We start from the raw sequence: 20,271 nt of genomic DNA, 5'->3' as shown, positions 1-20,271 counted from the left end.
GGTGATTGCGGCGGTCAACGTGGTCTTGCCGTGGTCGATATGACCAATCGTACCAATATTGACGTGCGGCTTCTTTCTTTCAAATTTTTGCTTGGCCATACATTACCCCCTAATAAAATTACGAATTACTATATATGTATAAGTGAGTGCTTCTTGAGACAAGATTAGGAAAAAATGGAGGCGCAAGACTGGTGAGACGAGAAATGGAGCGGGAAACGGGACTCGAACCCGCAACCCTCAGCTTGGAAGGCTGATGCTCTAGCCATTGAGCTACTCCCGCATTTCATCTCAGTAGTCAGGCGACAGCATGATCTCTGTCTCCTACTGGTTTTCACGGCTTCTTCTTGGTGGAGGGGGGAGGATTTGAACCTCCGAAGGCGTACGCCGACAGATTTACAGTCTGTTCCCTTTGGCCACTCGGGAACCCCTCCATCACCTGGAGCTGGCGATGGGACTTGAACCCGCAACCTGCTGATTACAAATCAGCTGCTCTACCAGTTGAGCTACGCCAGCCCGTGAGAACGAAGTCATTATGAGCATTCAATCTCAAAGGCAAGCATTTTTTTCATGAAATTAAAAAAAGCGCCTTGCGACGCTTTCGGCTCAAGCCCAGGCAGGCACCCCGACTGGCGCAAGCACGGGATCGGGGCATTTGGCAACGCTTGCAGCATCTTCGAGAGCTACAAACTCGAGGAATTCCGAATGGTTGTCGAATAGATACCGCATAAATCTGTTGTTGAAGTCATGACCGGAACAGGAGACCTCAAAGTGCCCCCACAGACGATGACTTCCGACTGCGATATCGCCCATGAAATCGAGAATCTTGTGGCGCACCATTTCGTCCGCAAAACGCAAACCTTCCGGGTTTACCACTCCGTAGTCGTCAAAGACAACTGCATTTTCAAGTGAACCGCCAAGGGCCAGACCATTCTTCTGCAACCACTCCACATCTTTCATGAAGCCAAATGTTCTGGCCCGGGCGATGCGGTGGGAGAAATTAAGTGGAGTCGACTCGAAACAAAAATGCTGTGTGCCGATCTGCGGATGCGGAAAACTGATGCGGTAGTCGATCTTCAAGCCGTTGTAGGGCTTTGCCACAACGCGCTTCCCATCCTGCTCGAACACCAGGGAGCGCTTGATCTTGGCGACTTCGCGCGGACGATCGAGAACCCGGATACCGGCAGAATTGATCAGATACACATATACGGAAGCGCTGCCGTCGAGAATGGGGATTTCCTCTCCGTCGACTTCGACAAGCACGTTGTCTATTTCGAGGCCGACCAGAGCGGCAAGAAGATGCTCAACAGTCGAAACCTTGGCCCTCTCGGTACCCAATGTCGTAGCCAGGCCGGTACCTACTACCCGTCCCGGTTCCGGCACCACTACCTGCCGGCCGTTCTTGGTCAACAGCGAAAAAATGACTCCCGTATCAGCAGGTGCGGGCTTGAGAACCATTTCAACCTTCTGGCCACTATGCAAACCGACACCGGAGCATCGAACTTCTTTTCGTAGTGTAGTCTGTTTCATGACCACCCATTATCAAACTTCATGCCACTAACGACGCATCACCAACAACCTATAATTATTCTATTAAATACGATTAGCGCGCAGCAACTCTTGAAAAAGTTCCCTTCAAACAACACCCCTAGTGCTAAAAAACAACAACCACAACCCGGTCAAGACCTGCGTAATCCTTCATTATTCGGACATCCTTGGCTATTCTTTTGAACAACTCCACCATGGCCGCCCCCTGACTGTGATCAATTTCGCACAGGAGCAACGCACCATCCTTCATTCCACCACGGAGCGACCTGGCCAGCGCACGATAACAGTCCAGCCCGTCAGGTCCGGCAAAAAGAGCGATTTGAGGTTCGTGAAACAACACTTCTCGACTCAGTGCTTCCCGGGTGGCCAGGGGCACATAGGGTAGATTCGCGAGAACAATATCAAACGAGTCACTGCGCAATGATTCGAGCAAATCGCCCTGGAGAAACAAAATCCTGTCCTCAACGCCGTGAAGCTTCGCATTCTTGCGGGCGACCATCAGCGCGCCAGGAGATATGTCTACCGCAACCAGTCGAAAATTGGGAAATAGCTTGGCGCACGAAACGGCCAGCGCCCCGCTTCCGGTCCCGATATCCACAACGCTCAGACATGCATTCCGATTATGTGATTCAACCAGGCGGTCGAGAATAAGCTCTGTCTCAGGCCGGGGGATGAGCACCTCGGGGCCGACCTGAAAGGCAAACCCATAGAACTCCTTTTCACCCACGATATAGGCCACAGGCTCGCCTTCCATTCGACGACTGCCGAGTTCGTTCATCCGCAAACGACAGGACTCGTCAACAGGAACTCCCCCCTCGAGGAGCATGTCGAGCCTGGAGATCCCAAGGACGCTCGCAAGCAGAACCTGCGCAGACAGGCGGGGCGAATCGATACCGCTTTGCAGCAACAATTTTTCCCAGTGATCGAGTATTGATTTGCGGGTGTGCATAGGCAAAAAAAAAGCTGAGTTTCCTCAGCTTTCTTTCATGGCTTCTGCTTGGTAATGCTGAACCAGTCCATCGATGATATCATCAATATGCCCTTCCATGGCCTGATCAAGATTATAAAGCGTAAGATTGATGCGATGGTCGGTCACGCGCCCCTGCGGATAATTGTAGGTCCGGATGCGTTCCGATCGATCCCCGGAGCCCACCTGTGACTTGCGGTTGTCGTCGTAAGCTTTTTTCGTTTCATCCTGGGCGGCCTGAAGAAGACGGGAGCGCAGCACCTTAAGTGCCTTGGCCTTATTCTTGTGCTGCGACTTCTCGTCCTGACAAATGACAACCAGGCCCGTTGCGAGATGGGTGATACGGATCGCCGAGTCTGTCGTATTGACTGACTGTCCACCCGGACCGGAAGAGCGAAACACGTCTACCCGAATATCGTTCGGGTCGATCTTCACATCCACCTCTTCCGCTTCCGGCAGGATCGCGACCGTAATGGCGGACGTGTGAATGCGTCCCTGACTTTCCGTTGCCGGAACACGCTGCACCCGATGCGCACCCGATTCAAACTTGAGCTTGCTGTAGACATTGGTCCCGGACACCGACGCAATAATTTCCTTGAAACCGCCAGTTCCCGTGTCACTGCTGCTCAAAACTTCCACTCGCCAGGAATGCAACTCAGCGTACCGTGAATACATCCTGAAGATGTCTGCCACAAACAGAGCCGCCTCTTCGCCGCCGGTGCCCGCACGGATCTCAAGGATGATGTTCTTCTCATCCAAGGGATCCTTGGGAGTCAAAAGCTGCTTTAGCAAACGCTCCTGCTCTGCGATCCTGGCTTTCAGAATGACGATCTCAGCCTGGGCCATCTCGCAAAGTTCGGGATCTGGGTCCTTGGCGAATTCCTGATTTTCAGCCATCTCGCGAAGCAATGTCTTATAAAGCTCAAAAGCCTTTACGATTTCGTCAAGCTCAGCATGCTTCTTGGCGATTTTCCGATAGCGCTCCTGATCCTGAAAAATCTCAGGAGTGCTCATTTCGCGCTCAAGTTCGCGGTATTTCGCCGCAAGACTCTCTAATTTATCGACCATTTGTATGCTGTGCTCGACGTCGGCTGAATTTCAACAATTATTTTGCCAGGCTGGCGTATTTCTTTCTGAACCTGTCGATACGACCGGCCGAGTCGATAAAACGCTGCTCACCCGTGAAAAAGGGGTGGCAATGTGAACAGATTTCAACATTGAGTTCCGCACCGACAGTGGACTTGGTGGCGAACTCGTATCCGCAGGCACAACGTACTGCGGTTTCATAAACTTTGGGATGCAAATCTTTCTTCATGGGAAACCTCCAGTTTCAAAAGAGAGAGGACAACTAAACCACTCGGAGACGAATGGCAAGTCGAAATTCACGCAACCTGATTTTGGAAAAAAGGGAGTTAGGAAAGACCCTTGGCTTGATTGATCGAAATATTGAAGGCTACGGAAAAAATATGGTGCATGAAATCCACGTATTCTACGGCAACATTTTCCGGAACCGAAATTCTGGCTGGCGCAAAATTCACGATGCCCCGCACGCCAGCTTCAATCAGGTAGTTGGCTGCACGCTGGGCGCGCTCGGGAGGTGTGGTGATGATTCCTATTTCAATCTCGAGTTCGCTGACTTTCTCTTTAAGCCGGCGCGAACAGACGACCTCCAACCCGGCGACTTCCTCGCCGATCTTGAACGGATCGCAATCAAAGGCACCCACGAGAATAAATCCCCGTCGCCTGAAAATACCGTGCCGGAGCAATGCCCGCCCCAGGTTGCCGACCCCGACCAGTGCGACATTCCATGTCCGGTCGATGCCCAGAGACTGTTTGATGGCGGTCAGTAAATCCTGAACATAGTATCCAACGCCGCGCACGCCGAATTCACCAAAATAAGCCAAATCCTTTCGAATCTGCGAAGGGTTTACGCCACAAGCACGGGCCAGACCGTCGGAAGATATGACGGAATCGCCCTCTTGAAGGAGGGTCTCCAGAACTTGTACGTAGACAGCCAGTCGCTGAATCGTGGCGCGAGGTATGTGGGCGCTTTTCAAAATGACTCCAAACAATAACTTTGTGAGCTATTTATAAAATAGCCAAAAAAAGGGGGGAGGCAGGGCCTCCCCCCTTCTTCGATCAGAGTTAGCCAACGAAGGGGTTGGCGAACAGCAGGATCAGGTTAACAACCAGAGCGTAGATGGCCAGAGATTCGATCAGTGCAAGACCGATCAGCATGGTCACAGTGATTTTGCCGGAAGCTTCGGGGTTGCGGGCAGTGCCTTCGCAAGCAGCCTTAACGGCAAGACCCTGAGCGATGCCACAACCAGCAGCGGCGATGGCCATTCCCAAGGAAGCAGCCCAAGCGATGGTGGAGATGACTTCGGGAGCAGCGTCAGCGGCAAAAGCGGAAGAAGCGACAGCTACCAGGGCGACAGTGGCCAGTACGGACAGAAAACCTTTACGCATGATTCAAAAACCTCCTAAAACGTATAATGATTAGTGGTCGAAAAGACCATTTCCCCCAAATTAATGCGCTTCTTCGAATGCGCCCTTCAGATAGAGCATGGAGAGCATGAAGAAGACCAAAGCCTGGATGACTTTCAGCAACATGAACAGGAAGTAAATCGGAACGGTGGAGACGACCGGGGCCAGCATGAACAGCAGAACCAGTACGATTTCCTCGCCCTTGATATTTCCGAAAAGACGCAAAGAAAGTGAAAGCATGCGCGCGAAATGCCCGATTACTTCAATGGGGAAGATAAGCGGAGCAAGCCACGGCACCGGGCCGGTAAAATGATGGACGTAGTGAAATCCATGCAGCTTGAAGCCCCAGTACTGGTAGTACACAAACACGAACACGGCCATGGCCAGAGTGGTGTTGATGTTCGCAGTCGGAGCGTCCAGACCGGGCACCAGCCCTTCGTAGTTACTGAACAGGATGAAGATGAAAAGGGTCGCAAGTACCGGGAAAACCTTTCGACCGTCTTCGCCCATGTTGGCAACGACAAAATTCTCAAGTGATTCGATGAGCAGTTCAAAAAAATTCTGCAACCCTTTAGGAACAAGGGACAGTTTTTTCGTGGCCAATATGCCAAGCGTTATGAGCACGCCCATGACCACCCACGCGTGGAGGACTTGGCCCGGTATCAAGCTGTGACCATGAGCGTCCACGAGACCAATGGCTTTTACTGCTTCCTCTACTAAGAAAATTGGATGTAAATTCCCCGCCATTCTTACGCCTCCTTAGAAGTTTTCCCCAAAAATTGTGACATTCCCCAAAGCAAAATATTGATCAGCACAGTGGAAAAACCCATCAGTAACCAGACGCCAGAAGAACCCAGATGGGCGATCAGCACATAAAAAGCCAGTGCCGTTATCAGCAGGCGTCCGTAAAAACTGAAAATCTGAACAACCACCGCACTTTTTTGCAAATAGACCAATTCCTGAATCAACTTGGCCAGCGCCAGAAAGTTGAGCGTTCCCAGCAGAACTCCGGTAGCCAGGTCAACCCCCTTCCAGCCAAACGCCAGCGCCGGCAGCACTCCCAGCAGAAAATATACCTGCCGTAACGCCATCTTCCGCACTTCCGGGACATGAAATCCCCGGGCGTAAAGAACGCGCTCAATCTTCTTCTGCATTGTTGCGAGCATCGGCTTCCGCTTCTTTTTTTTGGATCCGCTGCATTTCTCGAAACATGTTTCTGTATCCGGCGATGATGCCAAACACCAAAAAAATCAGCGTCAACCAAGGCTTTGTTTCGAAAAATTTGTCGAGGTAGTAACCCATGGCAAAGCCCACGATCACCCCGGACACCAGCTGAAGCCCCATCACCGAAGCAATACCCAGCGATTCGAAATGTTTGGAATTTTTCCTGTTAAAGAGCATGTGTTCGTCTCGATGGGTTTTTACTGTCCCAGATCGTTCGTGCAATAAATCACAAATCGAAGTCGGGGCTACCACACCCCCCAACTTCGCGTCAACCAAAGTTTTTCGCCTGATGAATTTTAAAGCCCCTCCGCCTATGCTCCGCGCGCGAATTGAGCATTCCTCCGACTCAATCGTGCCGGGATCGGCCAGCTTGCCAGCAGGACCTATTCGCACTATGCCCTGACTCGAAATCAACAAGCCCGGCATAAATGCCGGCAGCACGAGAATCAATGAAAAACATCCCTGAACTCAAAGCCCGCCAACTCAAGATCGAGCCGGATCCGCGCAAGATCCTGCGCAGCAACGATATCCGCGAAAACACCAACGCCGTTTGCCTGTTCCAGCCACGGGCTCGCAAGGCCCTTGAAATGGGCCTCTCCATACCCGGCATGGAATATAATGTTTACGTCGCCGGAGAACCTGGACTTGGGCGGACATACCTGGTCGAAAACTTTCTTCTCCCCCGGGCCGAGGCAGGAACGACGCCTCCAGACCTCGTCTACCTGAACAACTTCGACAATCCCGACAAGCCGCTCCTGGTCAGCATGACGCCCGGCCAGGGAAAAGTTCTCAAGGAAAACCTGCAGCGCATCGTAAAGCGTCTTCGCCGCGATCTGCCGCGCCATTTCGAGCAGGCCAGCTATCTTCGCCTCCAGAACAAGCTCTTCACCAAGCTGGCCCTGGTGCGGGACGATCTGATGGACAGGATGGATGAAGCCGCCCAGAAGAAAGGATTCAGCCTGAACATCGACGATACCGGCGCGGTTTCACTGACGCCCCTGGTGGACGGCAAGGTCCTCAGCTCTGAAGAATTCGAGCGTCTTGAATCCTCCCAGAAGAAAGTCCTCAAGGATCAAAGCAGTGCCGTGCTGAATACCATCGCGGACCTTTCACGACTGGTCAACAAAAGCGAGCAGGAATTTCGGGCCAAGGAAGTTCAGTTGGCGCAAGAGCATGCGGCAAGCCTCGTGGACCGTCTGCTTATGCCCATCCACAAGAAATTCGCTGAAAACAAGGCTCTCAAAAAATATTTCGAATCGTTCAAGGAAGACATCCTCGAAAACCTGACGCACTATCAGGGCCGACAGGAACGCGAACCCCGCACCGGCCCGGAGCAACAGGGCGAAGGACTGTCAGACTCCTTTTTTCAGCGCTACGACGTCAACCTCTTTGTGGACAATTCCGAAGTCAACGGCGCACCCGTGGTCAAGGAAATCAACCCCGGCTTTTTCAACCTCCTCGGATGCGTGGAGCGTGAAACGGAATGGGGCACCTACTACACCGATTTCTCCCTGATCAAGGCCGGGGCGATACATCGCGCCAATGGCGGATTCCTCATCCTGCGCGTTGACGACCTGCTGAACCACCCCGCCGCATGGGAAGGCCTGCTGCGCTGCCTGCGCACCAAACAGTCGAGCTTGGACGATCCCACGGATCATTACGACCTGCTGCGCACCCGCACCATCAGTCCAGACCCGATCCCGCTTTCCCTAAAGGTTCTGCTCATCGGCGATGATGAGACATACGAATTGCTCTACATGCATGACGAACGGTTCCGAAAGATATTCAAGCTCAAGGCACATATCCAGGACACCGTTGAACGCAATCCCGAATCCATTACCGGATATGCCCAGGCCCTGGACCGCGCCGGTCGCGAAACCGGCCTGCGCGGATTCACAAAGGACGCCTTCGCAGAACTGGTGAACTACTCCACCCGCATGGCTGAAGATCGGGAACGCCTGTCCCTGCACTTTTCGCATTTGCGGGAGATCATGATCGAGTCCAATGCCCTGGCCATCACCCAGGACAAACGGGCTATTGACGCCGTCATCGTAAAACAGGCGCTGGAAGAACGCGAATACAGGACCAATCTGTACCAGGAGGAATTCCTGCGCGAATACGATCGCAGATCCATCAAGGTCCGCACCCAGGGCCAGGGCGTGGGCGTGGCCAACGGCCTGTCCGTGACCCAGGTCGGGGATTACGTCATGGGTCTGCCGCACCAGATATCCTGTACGGTGGGCGTGGGACATGGCGGCATCATGGACCTGGAGCGCGAAGCCGAACTCGGCGGCCCGATCCATACAAAGGGCATGATGATCCTCAAAAGTTATTTCGTGAACCTGTTCGCCCGCAACAAGCCGCTCGTTCTGACCGGCAGCCTCTGCTTCGAGCAAAGCTACGCCCAGGTCGATGGGGATTCGGCGTCCGGCGCGGAACTCGCCGCCCTTCTCTCCGCCCTTTCAAACGTGCCGATCCGGCTCGATCTGGCCTTCACCGGGGCCATCTCCCAGTCGGGGGCCATCATGGCCGTCGGCGGAGTCACGCACAAGGTGGAGGGCTTTTTCGAGGTTTGCAGGCGACGCGGCCTCACCGGCCAGCAGGGCGTACTGTTGCCCCGGGACAACATCGTGCACCTGGTACTCAGGGACAATGTGCTGCAGGCCATAAAGGACGGACAGTTCCACATTCATCCCGTGAGCACCATTGAGGAGGCCATGGAGTTCCTGACCGGCAAAAGGGCTGGAGAACGATTGAAAGACGGTCGTTTTTCGCAAAATTCCATCTATGCGGCCGTGGACGAGAGGCTGACCGAGTTGGCTGTTCTTGCGGAAAAGAAATGCTCCATGCCCAGAAGAAAAAGCATAAAAAAAGCCGGATCCTGAAAGGGACCCGGCTTTTGCGGTATTGGACTTCAAGCCTTAAAAACGAACCAGCCAGTTTTCACTGCGGCAAAAGTTCAGGATTTCTTTGACCCATGGCCCCGTAAAGCGCGGCCACGGACCGCTCATAATCAGACATCGCCACATGCAGACTGGCTTCGCTGAGCGTCTGCTTGGATTGAGCGTCAAGCACATCAGTATTTGTGCCCACCTGAGCCTCATACCTGGCCACGGCCATGCGGTAGCTCTCCTTGGCGGCGATCAGGCCCTGCCTGGCGGCAGAGATGCGCTTTTCGGCGGCCTGAATCTGCAAAAAACTTTTTTTGACCTCGAACGAAGCGTCATTCTCAAGATTCACATACTCCTGACTTAAGCGGCTCACATTCTTCTCCGCCTGCTTTTCCCCGTAATAGGTCTTTCCCCATTCGAAAAAAGTCCACTTCATTCCGACCTGCGCGTTCCACTGGCTGGGCGTATGGTAATCCCCCCCTTGCACCAGAGGCTCCTCCCCTTGGCGAATGTAATTGAAGTCGGCAGCCACCTGCGGATAATAAGGCACCGCCGCCAGCACCTTGTCTTTTTCGGCCAGCATGACCGCCTGACGGGCAATACGCAGATCCGGTCGATGCCGGCCCGCGCGCTCCAGGCATTCTTCAAGGGTCAAAGGCATGGGAAAATACCGCAACTCTCCGACATACTCCACATCCTCCTCCACGCTCTTGCCGAGCAGCGTGTTCAACTGGGCGTTCAAGGTCGCCTCGTTGTTTTTTGCGGTCAGCAGCAACTGCTCGGCCGTGGCCACGTCCACCTCGGCCTGCAGCATGTCGAGCTTGGGACGCAGGCCGACCTCGTAGAACGCGGTGTTCACCTTCAGCTGCGACCGCAGCCTGACAAGTGAATCCTCGGCGGAACGGACATTCTCCCGCGCCTGCAGCAAAAACAGGAACGAGTCCTGAATGGCAACGATCAATCGTAACTCGACATTATCGATCTGCGATGTGACCTGCTCCTTCTGCAAGATGGCCTTTTCATGAGTCGTCAGCAGGTTGAAACCCGTAAATAGTGGCTGGTGCACATTGAAGGCCAGCTCCCAATTGTCCAGCGTGCCTGCGTTGATCCCGAATGACTGCGGACGCTCGTCGAGCCGTGTATAGCCATACTGCGTGCTCAGAGACGGCCCAAAAGCGGCCTTGGCCGACTTGACGGCATAGTCCGAGGCAAAAAGCGCCTCGCGTGCGCCCAGTATGGATGGATTGGACTTGAGCCCGATCTCGACGGCCTCCCTCATCGTCAACGTTTCCGCGCCCCAGGCGGACAAGGAAAAGAGGAAGATCATGCTCAGAACGCAATTCAATATTTTCATAATCACTCCGAAACCGGTTGTTTGAAAAGTTTTCCCGGCGATCAGGGCTACATACTCTCCCCTGCTTCAAAACGCCACCTCCGTCGTACTCCGCATTCGACTTGTGAAGAAAAGCACTTGAAGTCAAGAAAGATCTCGCCTATGTTTTAGAACTAGATCATAATCAAGAGGAGGCATCCTATGTTTTCTGGACTCATCCTTGCCTTGGGCCTTTGCTGCGTCGGCCTGATCGTCTATTCCCTGAACAAGGAACACGGCCCCGACAAGCACCACCATTAATCTCCAATCCGCCCTTAGCTCAGCTGGATAGAGTAGCGGACTTCGAATCCGTTGGTCGCATGTTCGAATCATGCAGGGCGGGCCAACACGCAGGGTTGCGGTGCAGGGCTCAGAGCCGACTTTCATGGTAGCGTCTTGGCTACCTGAGCTTGGTTCGAACAAAATGAAGGAAATTCGGAAAGTGCAAAATTCCCTCTTGCCTTCGTAGCGCCCTTTGCATAAAAGCACCTCTCACCACACGTTGCCGGGGTAGCTCAGTCGGTAGAGCAGGGGACTGAAAATCCCCGTGTCGGCAGTTCAACTCTGTCCCCCGGCACCATGAAATCAAAGGTCGCACCAAGCGGCCTTTTTTTTGTGCCGTTCTTGCCCAGGGCCTTCGCCGCCTCCTGAATTTGCCAACGACACGTGGTTACGCAACGGCCGTCCATGCAGACCACATGTTTTTAAAAAATCTCTTTTTTTTAGCTTGCCAAAGCAGGCCGATTTCCATAGTAACGGTCTTCCGTTGAGCCGGGGTAGCTCAGTCGGTAGAGCAGGGGACTGAAAATCCCCGTGTCGGCAGTTCAACTCTGTCCCCCGGCACCATGAAATCAAAGGTCGCATCACGCGGCCTTTTTTCTTTTCCGCAGGTAACAAACTTTCCGCCTGCGCACCAAATCCTCCGCCGCCTGCATTCAGACCCAAAAGGCCGGTCCACGCGCCGCCACAATTCTTGACGAAACCGCCCCGGAACACCTAACCCTTGCGGATGCACCGGTCTTGAATCAGGAGAGTTCCGCCCATGCTCATCACCCAGCGACGATTTTCACACACATTCACGTTCAAGTTCGAACCCGACACCCTGACCTACACCAGGGCCGACGCTTACGGCTCGCACTCCTTCCAGCTGCCCTACGGCTCCATCGGCATGGACCCGCAACGCACCACCGAACGGAACGCGACACTTTTCAACGGCGGGATTCTCCTCTCGGCATGGGGGCTGGCACAGGCTGGATACGCAATGGCTCACGGCGACTATCTCGGGATCATCTTCCTCTTCCCGGGGCTCACGTGCTTCCTCCTCCATGTCCTGACCAAGATCGAGCTGACATCGCTCAGTTCCGACGCCGGAGAAGTCGCCCTGCTCCACGACAAGCAGTACGACCGTATCATGGAGACACTGCGCGAGCGCAGAAAAAAGCAACTGCTCGAATGGTACGGCAACATCAACTTCGCCAACGATCCCGAAGAAGAGATCCGCAAATTCCACTGGCTCCATTCCCAGCACCTGATCAGCGCAGGGCAGCTGCAACAGATCATCACAACCATCCGCAACGCCGACGTCGAAGGGCGGGATGGGATCGACGACCCCGCCCCGCCCCAGCAATGACTTCCCGAACGCAAAGTGCTCCTCGGCGGCAGAAAGCCGCATGGCCCGACAGGTCTTTCCCGACTTCTTCAGAAGGTCATGCCTGAACGCAACCCGGCCCAACCCAGGCCGACACGCAGCCGGTCCAAAAATCCTCCCACCCCGCTGTCCGTGCACTGCCCGATGGTCCAGTCCGCGCCCCGCCGCGCCCACTCCCCGGCGTTGGCCACCGCGGCGCAAGCTCCACAAAGGGCAAAAAGCGGCTCGTCATTTTCCGTATCGCCCACGGCCAGGGAATGCAGTACCGGCCACCGGGCCTCTTCCATGACTGTCCGGGCGGCCTGCCCCTTGTTCCCCTGCTTGGGCAAAAATTCCAGAAAATGCCGGTCGCTGCGACAGCAATCCACGCCAAGTTCCGAAGCCAGAAGGCGCAGTTCTTCCTCGCGTCGAAGGTCATCGCCGTCCACAATGCACAGAATCTTCAGCGCCGCGCCCGGCAAGCGCGTCCGCTTGGGCCGGATTTCCCCGTAGCGATCAAAAACCTCGTCCAGGGATACCGGCCACAGCCCTCCCGTCTCGATGCCCTGCGGACGATACACGGCAATGGGCAGACCTCTGCTCTCAAGGGCGGTTCGCAACGATTCCGCCGCGTCTTTGAGTTCGTCCAGCACTGTTATCCCGTTCCTGTCCAGCAGGCACGATCCGTTGCCCGCCACCTGCGTGGTGTCCAGCCCCAGCTCCGTCACCAGCGGGGAGATGCTGAGCGGGTGCTTGCCCGTGGCCAGGGAAAAGGCTCCGCCTGACGCCACGTAGGCCTTGACCGCCGCCTTGTTCGAGGCTGAGAGACCATCTCCGGGACGAATGAGCGTGTTGTCCACATCGCAGAAGACCCAAGGCAGGGGGCGGGCTTCCGTGGCCATGTCCCGCGCCCACTCCAAAAAGCTGTCACGCACTTCGTTGACCATGATCGCGGCCAGCCGAACCTTTTCGGGCTTGTCCGGGTTGCGCGTCGCGATATCCTCGAAACGTCGGGCAAAGGAGACCCGCTTGCCCACGCCCGCAGCGCGCCAATCGGCCACGGTCACGGCCCGCACCAGCCAGTCAGCTTCCGCCAGCGGCGGCCGGCTGGCATAGTGGTCACTCACGACGGGGAGCCCGTAACCCTTCCTGTCAGCCTGCGAGTGCCGCAGCACCCCCTCCACCACCCAGGGATGCTCTCCTTTTTCCTCCAGAAACAACGCCCCGTCCAAGGCATGGTAATTGAAACGGCGCAGCGCCGAAGCGTATCCGATGTCATGCAGCAACGCCGACCGGATCAGCATGTGCGCATGCTCCGCCGGCAAGGAGAAACTGCCCGCCAGATCCTGGGCAAAAGACGCGGCATCACGCATGTGCGCAAGACGCGGCATGCGCTCGGCAAAAAGGGACTCCAGGGCTCGAATATCGAAACCCAACTCGGGGCAAGACGAAACGAAAGGCATGTGATTTCCTGTGAAATATGAGGGTGATGAGCGAAGGGAAAGGGAACCGACGACTCGCAAAAAAAGTATTTTCCGTTTACTTTCAAGATGATTCGGCTTAACAAGCTGAGCCTAATCATAAAGGATTCAGGCAATGAAACAAGCTGAAAATTTCCTGCGGCAAGCGCAAAACATGATCCGGCGACTGGACATACATCCCCTGGTTCTCATCGCAGGACTTCTGTTTTGCCTGTTCTTTCCGCGTTTTTTCCTTCTCGCAGCCTTTGGCTTCGCAGCCTATTGGGTGGTCAAAAACATCGGTTTCCCTCCACGAGGCCGGGACGGCCGCAAAGGCCGGGGAAGAAAGTAGACCGAGCAAAACACCAAGAGGAGTTCCATGGCTTCCGACTCATCCCTTTTCATGCGCATTCTCCGGGCCATCATTCACAGGGTCTGGACCGTCCTCTTTTTCCTGTCCGTCCTGTCCGCGCTCTCCCTGGCCAACCATTGGTGGGATGTCCTCGCAGGGGGTTACCATGCGCTCCAAGGCTGGATTCTGACCGGAATAGACCTGATCCGCAGCTAGGGGCTCACCCCTTCTCGTCCACCAGCCTGTCCTCGGTGTGAAGCTCATTCCAGACTGGTGAACCAGGTGCTGTTTCCCGCTGCCGGGGACGGGTCCTGCCCACGGAACTGGACTCGGCAACCTCTTTTTCAATCTGCCGCCGTCGCTGAAAATTTCCCAGGATTCCGTCCACTTTTTCAATTTTTTCTGTCATCTCAGATATCCAACGCTTCGGGCGCACGCCCGGATGAAATGGACGCCAGGACCTCGTGACGGGGTTGGTTCAATGCTGCCGGACACCGCGACTGATCATCCTTGCCAGGTTCCAAAGATTGCCCATTTTCACGGGAACCGGATTTCGCACAATGCTCCCGGGCTGCGCCAAGTCCGGGCAGAAGGCGGACCTGTTGCGCCACTGGCGCAGCTTCGGGCATGCGGAAAGGATGAGCCGGGCATGGCGGCTGGGCTCCGATGGGCACGTTTGCGCTGCAGTCGGCCACCGCCTCGGGACTGCCCGCGCAGGCCAGACAAAAAGTCGCAATGCAATTCTGCAGAACGGCGTCCTCCCCGTCCTCGATCATCCGACACGAATGCAGCGGGCACAGGGAGTGCTCGCACTCCCTGACAAATTTCGGGCTCCCTCCCTGACAGCACAGACAGATTTTCCGGATTACACCGGGCATTGCGTTCCTGGCGGCCATGCACCCCCTCTCCTTGAACCTGGCGGAATGGAATTGCCTCACCATACGCGTGAACCCGGCGTGCATCAATGCCCAAAATGGAGAACCCCGAACACCGTGCAGCACGAACAAAACATCTTCCCAAATAAAAATGACCGCCGGTCATAAAATTTCTTGACAGCCTCCCGGCAAACTGAGTAGTCAGGCAATCGTTATGACAAACTTCTCCCTCAATCACAGCCTGTACTTTTTTTGGTACTTTTATTTTAGCAGAGCCTGTGGTCTGAGGGGACTGCTTTAGCCTTTTTGACAAAGCAAACCAACCTTAGGGCCGCAGGCGATACGCCGGCGGCCCTTTTTTACATTTAAGGCCCCGGGTGCCCGGCCGAAACCGGAGGAAATCATGAACATGGGAAAAAGCGTCAGACTGGAAAGAATCTTCAACCGCAACACGGGCCGCAGCATCATCGTGCCTCTGGATCACGGAACCACCGTCGGACCCATCGAGGGCCTGGTTGACCTGCGCTCCACGGTGAACAAGGTGGCCGAAGGCGGCGCCAACGCGGTACTCATGCACAAGGGACTGCCGCGCTGCTCGCACCGGGGTCATGGCCGCGATGTCGGCCTCATCATCCATCTTTCGGCCAGCACCACCCTCTCTCCCTTCCCCAACGCCAAGATCCTGGTCGGCACGGTGGAAGACGGGATCAAGCTCGGCGCGGATGCCGTCTCCGTTCACCTGAACCTCGGTGACGAGTCCGAGCGTGACATGCTGCGCGACATGGGCCAGGTCGCCTCCAAGTGCGCCGAGTGGGGCATGCCTCTTCTGGCCATGGTTTACGCGCGCGGCCCCAAGGTCAAATCCGAATGGGACCCGGCCACCGTGGCGCACTGCGCACGCCTGGCCGAGGAACTGGGCGCGGACGTGATCAAGGTCGTCTACACCGGCGATCCCGAATCCTTTTCCAGGGTCACCGAAGGATGCTGCATTCCCATCGTCATCGCCGGCGGCCCACGCATGGACTCTCCGCGCGACATCATCCAGATGGCTCACGACTCCATCAGTGCGGGCGGCGCAGGGCTTTCCATGGGGCGCAACATCTTCCAGGCCGAAGATCCGACCCGTCTCGTGCAGGCGCTGCACGCCGTGGTGCACATGGATTACTCCGTCGAACAGGCCCTTGCGCTGCTCGAAGAACCCAAACTCTAGGTCCGTCTCATGAAAAAAGTACTCTTTTCCGGCGTCCCCTTTGACAAGGGCGAGATCACCCTGGCCCTGGAATCCGGAGTGGACGCGGTCATCGTCGAACGCGAACACGTCGCCGCAGTGCAGGCCTTGAGCAAGATCCCGGTACTGTCCGCCGAAGACCAGCCCTATATCCTCCTGTCCTCCAAGGCCGACGAGGAAGAAGCCGTGCGCCTCCTCAACCAGGGCAGGGACGTCATTCTGCGTGAAGGCTGGGAGATCATTCCCGTGGAAAACATCCTGGCCCAATCCGACCGCCTGGCCGTGGAAACCGCCAGCCTCGACCGCGCGCGCCTCGCCGCCGGCATTCTGGAACGCGGGGTCGAAACTGTAGTCGTCCTGCCCACGGCGGCCGGGGATCTCAAGACCATCGTGCATGAACTCAAACTGAGCCAGGGAACCATGGAAATGGAAACCGCGACGGTCACCGCCGTCACCTCCGCCGGACTCGGGCACCGCGTCTGCGTGGACACCATGAGCCTTTTGAAATCCGGCCAGGGCATGCTGGTCGGCAATTCGAGCGCTTTTACCTTCCTCATCAACGCCGAGACCGAGTCCAACCCCTACGTGGCGCCCCGCCCCTTCCGCATCAACGCCGGAGCCGTCCACGCCTACGCGGCCATGCCCGGGGACAGGACCACGTATCTGGACGAACTCAAGACCGGCACCGAGGTGCTCATCGTCGGCGCCGACGGCTCCACCACCCTGGCCACGGTCGGGCGCTGCAAGGTCGAAATCCGGCCAATGCTGCTCATCGAGGCCGAGTGCAACGGGAAAAAGGGAACCCTATTCCTGCAGAACGCCGAAACCATCCGCATGGTCCGGACTGATGGCCGCCCGGTCAGCGTGGTCGACCTCAAGGCCGGAGACAAGGTGCTCTGCCGCACGGACCAGGCGGGCCGACATTTCGGCATGCGCATCACCGAGGAGATCAAGGAATGAGTGCGTCCACGCAGCGCCTGACCGAAATCCGCAGCCAGATCGACAACCTGGATGAACAGCTTCTGGGCCTGCTCAACAGACGCGCAGCCTTGAGCCGCGAAGTGGGTCAGCTCAAGTCCGATTCCCTGGACATCGTCTTCAAACCCTTTCGCGAAAAGGAAGTCTTGAGCCGCCTGAACGCCTTGAGCCCCGGCATCCTGCCAGAGGATCATCTGCGCGCCATCTACCGCGAGATCCTGTCCTCCTCGCGCCGTCTGCAGCAGCCCCAGACCGTGGCCTATCTCGGTCCAGAGGGGACCTTCACGCACCTGGCGGGCCTTGAGTACCTTGGCCGCTCCATGGATTTCACCCCCTGCCCGACCCTGCACGACGTCTTTTTGACAGTGGCCTCGCGCAAGGCCGACCTTGGCGTGATCCCGCTCGAAAACTCCCTGCAGGGCAGCGTCGGCCAGAGCCTGGACCTCTTCCTGCAGTACAATGTCTATATCCATGCCGAACTTTTCAGCCGCATCAGCCACGCGCTGCTGGCCACAAACGCTGAGCTGGCCTCGGTCCGCACGGTCTATTCCCACCCCCAGGCCCTGGCCCAATGCTCGGGCTGGCTACGCACCAACGTGCCCCAGGCCGTCGTCGTCCCAACCGAGAGCACCGCAGCCGCCGCGGCCCAGGCCGAGCGCGAGGGCGACGGCTTCGCCGCCATCGGCCATCCGCGTCTGGTGGAACGCTACGCCCTCAAGGCCGTGGCCCTCGACATTCAGGATCTGCCCGACAACTGGACGCGCTTTCTGGTCATCGGGCCCACGCCAACGGTGGGCAGCAGCCGCGACAAGACCTCGCTCCTTTTCACCACGCCGGACCGCCCCGGAGCGCTGGCCGCAATCCTGAACCTGCTGGCCGACCAGGGGCTGAACCTGACCAAGCTGGAGTCCAGACCGCTCAAGGGTGAAAAATGGAAATACGTCTTCTTCATGGATGTGGAGTGCGACCTGTCCCAGGAGCAGTACGAGAACACCATGAAGCACCTGACCAGCCTCTGCCACACCATGCGCGTGCTCGGCAGCTATCCGACGGGCCCGCACCTCTACGGTGCAGGCATCACCCAGGAGTCCCCATGAACCCGGTCATCCACATCGCCGCCCCTTCATCCAAGTCCCTGTCGCACCGGACGCTCATCTGCGCAGCCCTGGCGGCAGGCGAGTCGCTCCTCGAAGGCGTGCTTGACAGCCAGGACCTGACCCGCACTGCCCAGTGCCTGCGCCTTCTCGGCGCGACGATCGAGCCCCGGGAGGACAAGCTCTTTGTGCACGGCATCGGCGCAGCGACGCGTGCAGACGCATCCGAACCCGTCGCCATGAACGTCGGCGAGTCCGGCACCACCTGCCGGCTCATGGCCGCCGTGGTTACGGCCATCCCCGGCATCTACCGCTTTTTCGGCGAAGGGCGCATGCACGACCGGCCCGTCTCGCACCTGACCGACGCCCTCACGCAGCAGGGGGTGCGCGTCACCTTCGAGGAAAAGGACGGCTACCCGCCCTTGATCATGTCCAGCCCCGGCCTTTCCGGCGGCGAGGTGACCATCAATCTGGAACAGAGCAGCCAGTACCTCTCGGGCCTGCTCCTGGCCGCCCCGCTGGCCAGCGAACCGACGACCATCCGGCTCATCGGCAGGTCCGTGGCCTCCTGGCCCTATGTCGCCCTGACGCTGGACACCATGGCCCGCTTCGGCGTGCCCGTGATCCTGGAGCGCAGAATCCTCGACGACTGGCAGCCGTGCGCCCACGCCGAAGCCGCAGGCCTGCCTCCTACCGACATCCGCCTCGTCGTCCATCCGGCGCCCTACCGCGCCGGATCCATGCGCGTGGAGGGGGACTGGTCCAATGCCTCCTACTTTCTGGCGGCCGGAGCCGTGGGCGTCGCACCGGTGCGCATTTCCGGCTTGAACCGCTCCTCGGCCCAGGGCGACCGTTTCATGCTCGAGATCCTGACCCGCATGGGCGCACGCATCGAATGGGCCGATGATGCGGTCACGGTTTTCCCGTCCGCGCTGCACGGCACGCAGGTCGACATGAACGCCTGTCCGGACATCGTGCCCACGGTGGCAGCCATGGCCGCCTTCGCCACCGGCGAGACGGTCATTTCCGGGGCCGCGCACCTGACCCTCAAGGAATGCGACCGCATCCAGGGTCCGGTCACGGAACTGTCCAAGGCCGGCGTGAACATCGAGGCCCGGCCCGACGGCATGGTCATTCGCGGTAACGGCGGTCTTCTGCCGCGCCATGCGGACATGTGCACCTATGGCGACCACCGCATGGCCATGAGCTTCACCATTCTGGAACTCGGCGGCATCGGCGTACATCTCGACAATCCGTCCTGCGTGGCCAAATCCTTTCCCGGATTCTGGGACGTCTGGGGCAAGGTTCGCTTCGGCAACGGCCTTGGAGCTGCGCATGAGTCTTAGCCAGGCATCTCAAATCGTGGTCATCGGCGCCAAGGGGCAGATGGGAGCGCGGTTCGTGCTGAGCTTTCGCGAGGCGGGACACTTTGTGACCGAATTCGACCAGCCCATGGACCTGGATGCCCTGCCGGACGCCGTGCGCAAGGCCGCCCTGGTCCTTTTGTGCGTGCCCATCACGGCCATGAAGGAGACCGTCGCCCTGGTGGCTCCGTATCTCACGCAGGAAACAATCCTGGCCGACATCTGCTCGGTCAAGGTCCAGCCCCTGCATGACATGCTGACCCCGACCACAACGCCCGTGGTCGGAACCCATCCACTTTTCGGCCCCCATACACTTGACGCGGAGCTACGAATTGCCGTAACTCCAGGGCGTGACCAGAGCGCGACCGATAATCTATCGAACTGCTTTCGTGATCTGGGATTCGCCCCCTTTACCACAACGGCCGATGAGCATGACAAAGCCATGGCCTACATCCAAGGACTCAACTTCGTGACCACCATCGCTTATCTCTGTGCTTCCCCTCTGGAAAACGGAATCGAGCGTTTCTTCACGCCCTCGTTCGGACGACGCGTTGAAGCGGCCACGAAAATGATCACCCAGGACGCCCCCCTCTTCTCCACCATGTTCGAAGCAAACCCGCACAGCCTCGAAGCCGTGCGCATGTTCCGTTCATACCTGAACGTCGCCGCGGGCGGCGATCTGGAACTCTTGAGCCAGAAGGCTCTTTGGTGGTGGCGCAAGCAGCATGACCCAGGGGGACCGGCTTCCTGACGGCACGTGCGTGCCGTTAGTTCAGGCATAAAAGGCACTAGAGCCGGATCCTCCAC

Annotated in this window: 23 protein-coding genes and 6 tRNA genes; 12 read left to right on the top strand and 17 right to left on the bottom strand. The window is 57.3% G+C overall.

From position 1 onward, the window contains the following. The 13 genes from CVU60_04390 to CVU60_04330 all read right to left on the bottom strand — a co-directional run. On the bottom strand, positions 1 to 99 hold a 99-nt coding region (locus CVU60_04390; GenBank protein ID PKN43038.1), incomplete at its 3' end, for a hypothetical protein. A gap of 105 nt (positions 100 to 204) precedes the next feature. After that, positions 205 to 280 (bottom strand) — tRNA-Gly (locus CVU60_04385). Positions 281 to 345: 65 nt separating this feature from the next. Continuing rightward, positions 346 to 431, bottom strand: a tRNA-Tyr gene (locus CVU60_04380). A 6-nt stretch (positions 432 to 437) separates the two neighbouring features. Further along, positions 438 to 513 (bottom strand) — tRNA-Thr (locus tag CVU60_04375). Between the two features lie 90 nt (positions 514 to 603). Continuing rightward, on the bottom strand, positions 604 to 1,527 hold the full coding sequence (locus tag CVU60_04370) for a UDP-3-O-[3-hydroxymyristoyl] N-acetylglucosamine deacetylase (protein ID PKN43027.1): 924 nt from the start codon (positions 1,525 to 1,527) through the stop codon (positions 604 to 606). A 124-nt stretch (positions 1,528 to 1,651) separates the two neighbouring features. Beyond that, on the bottom strand, positions 1,652 to 2,494 hold the full coding sequence (prmC, locus tag CVU60_04365) for a peptide chain release factor N(5)-glutamine methyltransferase (protein PKN43026.1): 843 nt from the start codon (positions 2,492 to 2,494) through the stop codon (positions 1,652 to 1,654). Positions 2,495 to 2,518: 24 nt separating this feature from the next. Next, positions 2,519 to 3,580: a peptide chain release factor 1 gene (locus CVU60_04360; GenBank protein PKN43025.1), complete on the bottom strand. Its 1,062-nt coding sequence runs from the start codon at positions 3,578 to 3,580 to the stop codon at positions 2,519 to 2,521. Positions 3,581 to 3,617: 37 nt separating this feature from the next. Then, positions 3,618 to 3,827, bottom strand: coding sequence for a 50S ribosomal protein L31 (locus CVU60_04355; GenBank protein ID PKN43024.1), 210 nt, complete (start codon positions 3,825 to 3,827; stop codon positions 3,618 to 3,620). A gap of 97 nt (positions 3,828 to 3,924) precedes the next feature. Then, positions 3,925 to 4,569, bottom strand: coding sequence for a redox-sensing transcriptional repressor Rex (locus CVU60_04350; GenBank protein PKN43023.1), 645 nt, complete (start codon positions 4,567 to 4,569; stop codon positions 3,925 to 3,927). Between the two features lie 88 nt (positions 4,570 to 4,657). Next, positions 4,658 to 4,981 carry an ATP synthase F0 subunit C gene (gene atpE / locus CVU60_04345; protein PKN43022.1) on the bottom strand — a complete coding sequence of 108 codons (324 nt, stop codon included), beginning with the start codon at positions 4,979 to 4,981 and terminating at the stop codon, positions 4,658 to 4,660. A gap of 60 nt (positions 4,982 to 5,041) precedes the next feature. Continuing rightward, a complete protein-coding gene (gene atpB / locus CVU60_04340) occupies positions 5,042 to 5,746 on the bottom strand; it encodes an ATP synthase F0 subunit A (GenBank protein ID PKN43021.1) in 705 nt (234 codons plus the stop codon). Between the two features lie 2 nt (positions 5,747 to 5,748). Next, positions 5,749 to 6,153 carry a hypothetical protein gene (locus CVU60_04335; protein ID PKN43020.1) on the bottom strand — a complete coding sequence of 135 codons (405 nt, stop codon included), beginning with the start codon at positions 6,151 to 6,153 and terminating at the stop codon, positions 5,749 to 5,751. Next, complete coding sequence (locus CVU60_04330) at positions 6,137 to 6,400, bottom strand: ATPase F0F1 (GenBank protein ID PKN43019.1); 264 nt, start codon at positions 6,398 to 6,400, stop codon at positions 6,137 to 6,139. Before CVU60_04330 ends, CVU60_04335 begins: the two co-directional genes overlap by 17 nt. A gap of 272 nt (positions 6,401 to 6,672) precedes the next feature. Between CVU60_04330 and CVU60_04325 the strand changes: the two genes are divergently transcribed. Beyond that, positions 6,673 to 9,108, top strand: coding sequence for an ATP-dependent protease (locus CVU60_04325; GenBank protein ID PKN43018.1), 2,436 nt, complete (start codon positions 6,673 to 6,675; stop codon positions 9,106 to 9,108). Positions 9,109 to 9,166: 58 nt separating this feature from the next. On the opposite strand, the gene CVU60_04320 is transcribed toward CVU60_04325, so the two are convergent. Continuing rightward, a complete protein-coding gene (locus CVU60_04320; protein ID PKN43017.1) occupies positions 9,167 to 10,468 on the bottom strand; it encodes a TolC family protein in 1,302 nt (433 codons plus the stop codon). Between the two features lie 287 nt (positions 10,469 to 10,755). On the opposite strand from CVU60_04320, the gene CVU60_04315 reads away from it, so the two are divergent. The 4 genes from CVU60_04315 (at position 10,756) to CVU60_04300 (ending at position 12,116) form a co-directional block, all read left to right on the top strand. Beyond that, positions 10,756 to 10,832 (top strand) — tRNA-Arg (locus tag CVU60_04315). A 158-nt stretch (positions 10,833 to 10,990) separates the two neighbouring features. Further along, positions 10,991 to 11,066 (top strand) — tRNA-Phe (locus CVU60_04310). A 190-nt stretch (positions 11,067 to 11,256) separates the two neighbouring features. Beyond that, positions 11,257 to 11,332 (top strand) — tRNA-Phe (locus CVU60_04305). Between the two features lie 196 nt (positions 11,333 to 11,528). Next, the gene (locus CVU60_04300) at positions 11,529 to 12,116 is read left to right on the top strand and encodes a hypothetical protein (protein ID PKN43016.1); all 588 of its coding nucleotides are present in this window, start codon (positions 11,529 to 11,531) and stop codon (positions 12,114 to 12,116) included. Between the two features lie 68 nt (positions 12,117 to 12,184). Here CVU60_04300 and CVU60_04295 read toward each other — a convergent pair whose 3' ends face one another. Then, the gene (locus CVU60_04295; protein PKN43015.1) at positions 12,185 to 13,576 is read right to left on the bottom strand and encodes a hypothetical protein; all 1,392 of its coding nucleotides are present in this window, start codon (positions 13,574 to 13,576) and stop codon (positions 12,185 to 12,187) included. A gap of 133 nt (positions 13,577 to 13,709) precedes the next feature. On the opposite strand from CVU60_04295, the gene CVU60_04290 reads away from it, so the two are divergent. Both CVU60_04290 and CVU60_04285 read left to right on the top strand, forming a co-directional pair. Continuing rightward, positions 13,710 to 13,925, top strand: a complete 216-nt coding sequence (locus tag CVU60_04290; GenBank protein PKN43014.1) for a hypothetical protein — start codon at positions 13,710 to 13,712, stop codon at positions 13,923 to 13,925. 27 nt (positions 13,926 to 13,952) lie between these two features. Then, a complete protein-coding gene (locus tag CVU60_04285) occupies positions 13,953 to 14,141 on the top strand; it encodes a hypothetical protein (protein PKN43013.1) in 189 nt (62 codons plus the stop codon). A gap of 4 nt (positions 14,142 to 14,145) precedes the next feature. On the opposite strand, the gene CVU60_04280 is transcribed toward CVU60_04285, so the two are convergent. Next, on the bottom strand, positions 14,146 to 14,334 hold the full coding sequence (locus CVU60_04280) for a hypothetical protein (GenBank protein ID PKN43012.1): 189 nt from the start codon (positions 14,332 to 14,334) through the stop codon (positions 14,146 to 14,148). A 1-nt stretch (position 14,335) separates the two neighbouring features. Then, on the bottom strand, positions 14,336 to 14,821 hold the full coding sequence (locus CVU60_04275) for a hypothetical protein (GenBank protein ID PKN43011.1): 486 nt from the start codon (positions 14,819 to 14,821) through the stop codon (positions 14,336 to 14,338). Positions 14,822 to 15,203: 382 nt separating this feature from the next. On the opposite strand from CVU60_04275, the gene CVU60_04270 reads away from it, so the two are divergent. The 5 genes from CVU60_04270 to CVU60_04250 are packed head-to-tail and all read left to right on the top strand — an operon-like array spanning position 15,204 to position 20,215. Next, on the top strand, positions 15,204 to 16,010 hold the full coding sequence (locus CVU60_04270) for a fructose-bisphosphate aldolase (protein PKN43010.1): 807 nt from the start codon (positions 15,204 to 15,206) through the stop codon (positions 16,008 to 16,010). Positions 16,011 to 16,019: 9 nt separating this feature from the next. Then, complete coding sequence (locus CVU60_04265) at positions 16,020 to 16,988, top strand: 3-dehydroquinate synthase II family protein (protein ID PKN43009.1); 969 nt, start codon at positions 16,020 to 16,022, stop codon at positions 16,986 to 16,988. Beyond that, positions 16,985 to 18,103 carry a prephenate dehydratase gene (locus tag CVU60_04260; protein ID PKN43008.1) on the top strand — a complete coding sequence of 373 codons (1,119 nt, stop codon included), beginning with the start codon at positions 16,985 to 16,987 and terminating at the stop codon, positions 18,101 to 18,103. The genes CVU60_04265 and CVU60_04260 overlap by 4 nt, the downstream gene beginning before the upstream one ends. Continuing rightward, entirely contained in the window at positions 18,100 to 19,446 is a 1,347-nt protein-coding gene (locus CVU60_04255) for a 3-phosphoshikimate 1-carboxyvinyltransferase (GenBank protein PKN43007.1), read from the top strand. Before CVU60_04260 ends, CVU60_04255 begins: the two co-directional genes overlap by 4 nt. Continuing rightward, positions 19,436 to 20,215, top strand: coding sequence for a prephenate dehydrogenase/arogenate dehydrogenase family protein (locus CVU60_04250; GenBank protein PKN43006.1), 780 nt, complete (start codon positions 19,436 to 19,438; stop codon positions 20,213 to 20,215). The genes CVU60_04255 and CVU60_04250 overlap by 11 nt, the downstream gene beginning before the upstream one ends. Positions 20,216 to 20,271: the final 56 nt, after the last annotated feature.

The sequence above is a fragment of the Deltaproteobacteria bacterium HGW-Deltaproteobacteria-18 genome (assembly GCA_002841885.1).
Taxonomy (GTDB): domain Bacteria; phylum Desulfobacterota; class Desulfovibrionia; order Desulfovibrionales; family Desulfomicrobiaceae; genus Desulfomicrobium.
The sequence above is the reverse complement of the archived record's forward strand: the minus strand, read 5'-3'. Positions and strand labels throughout refer to the sequence as shown.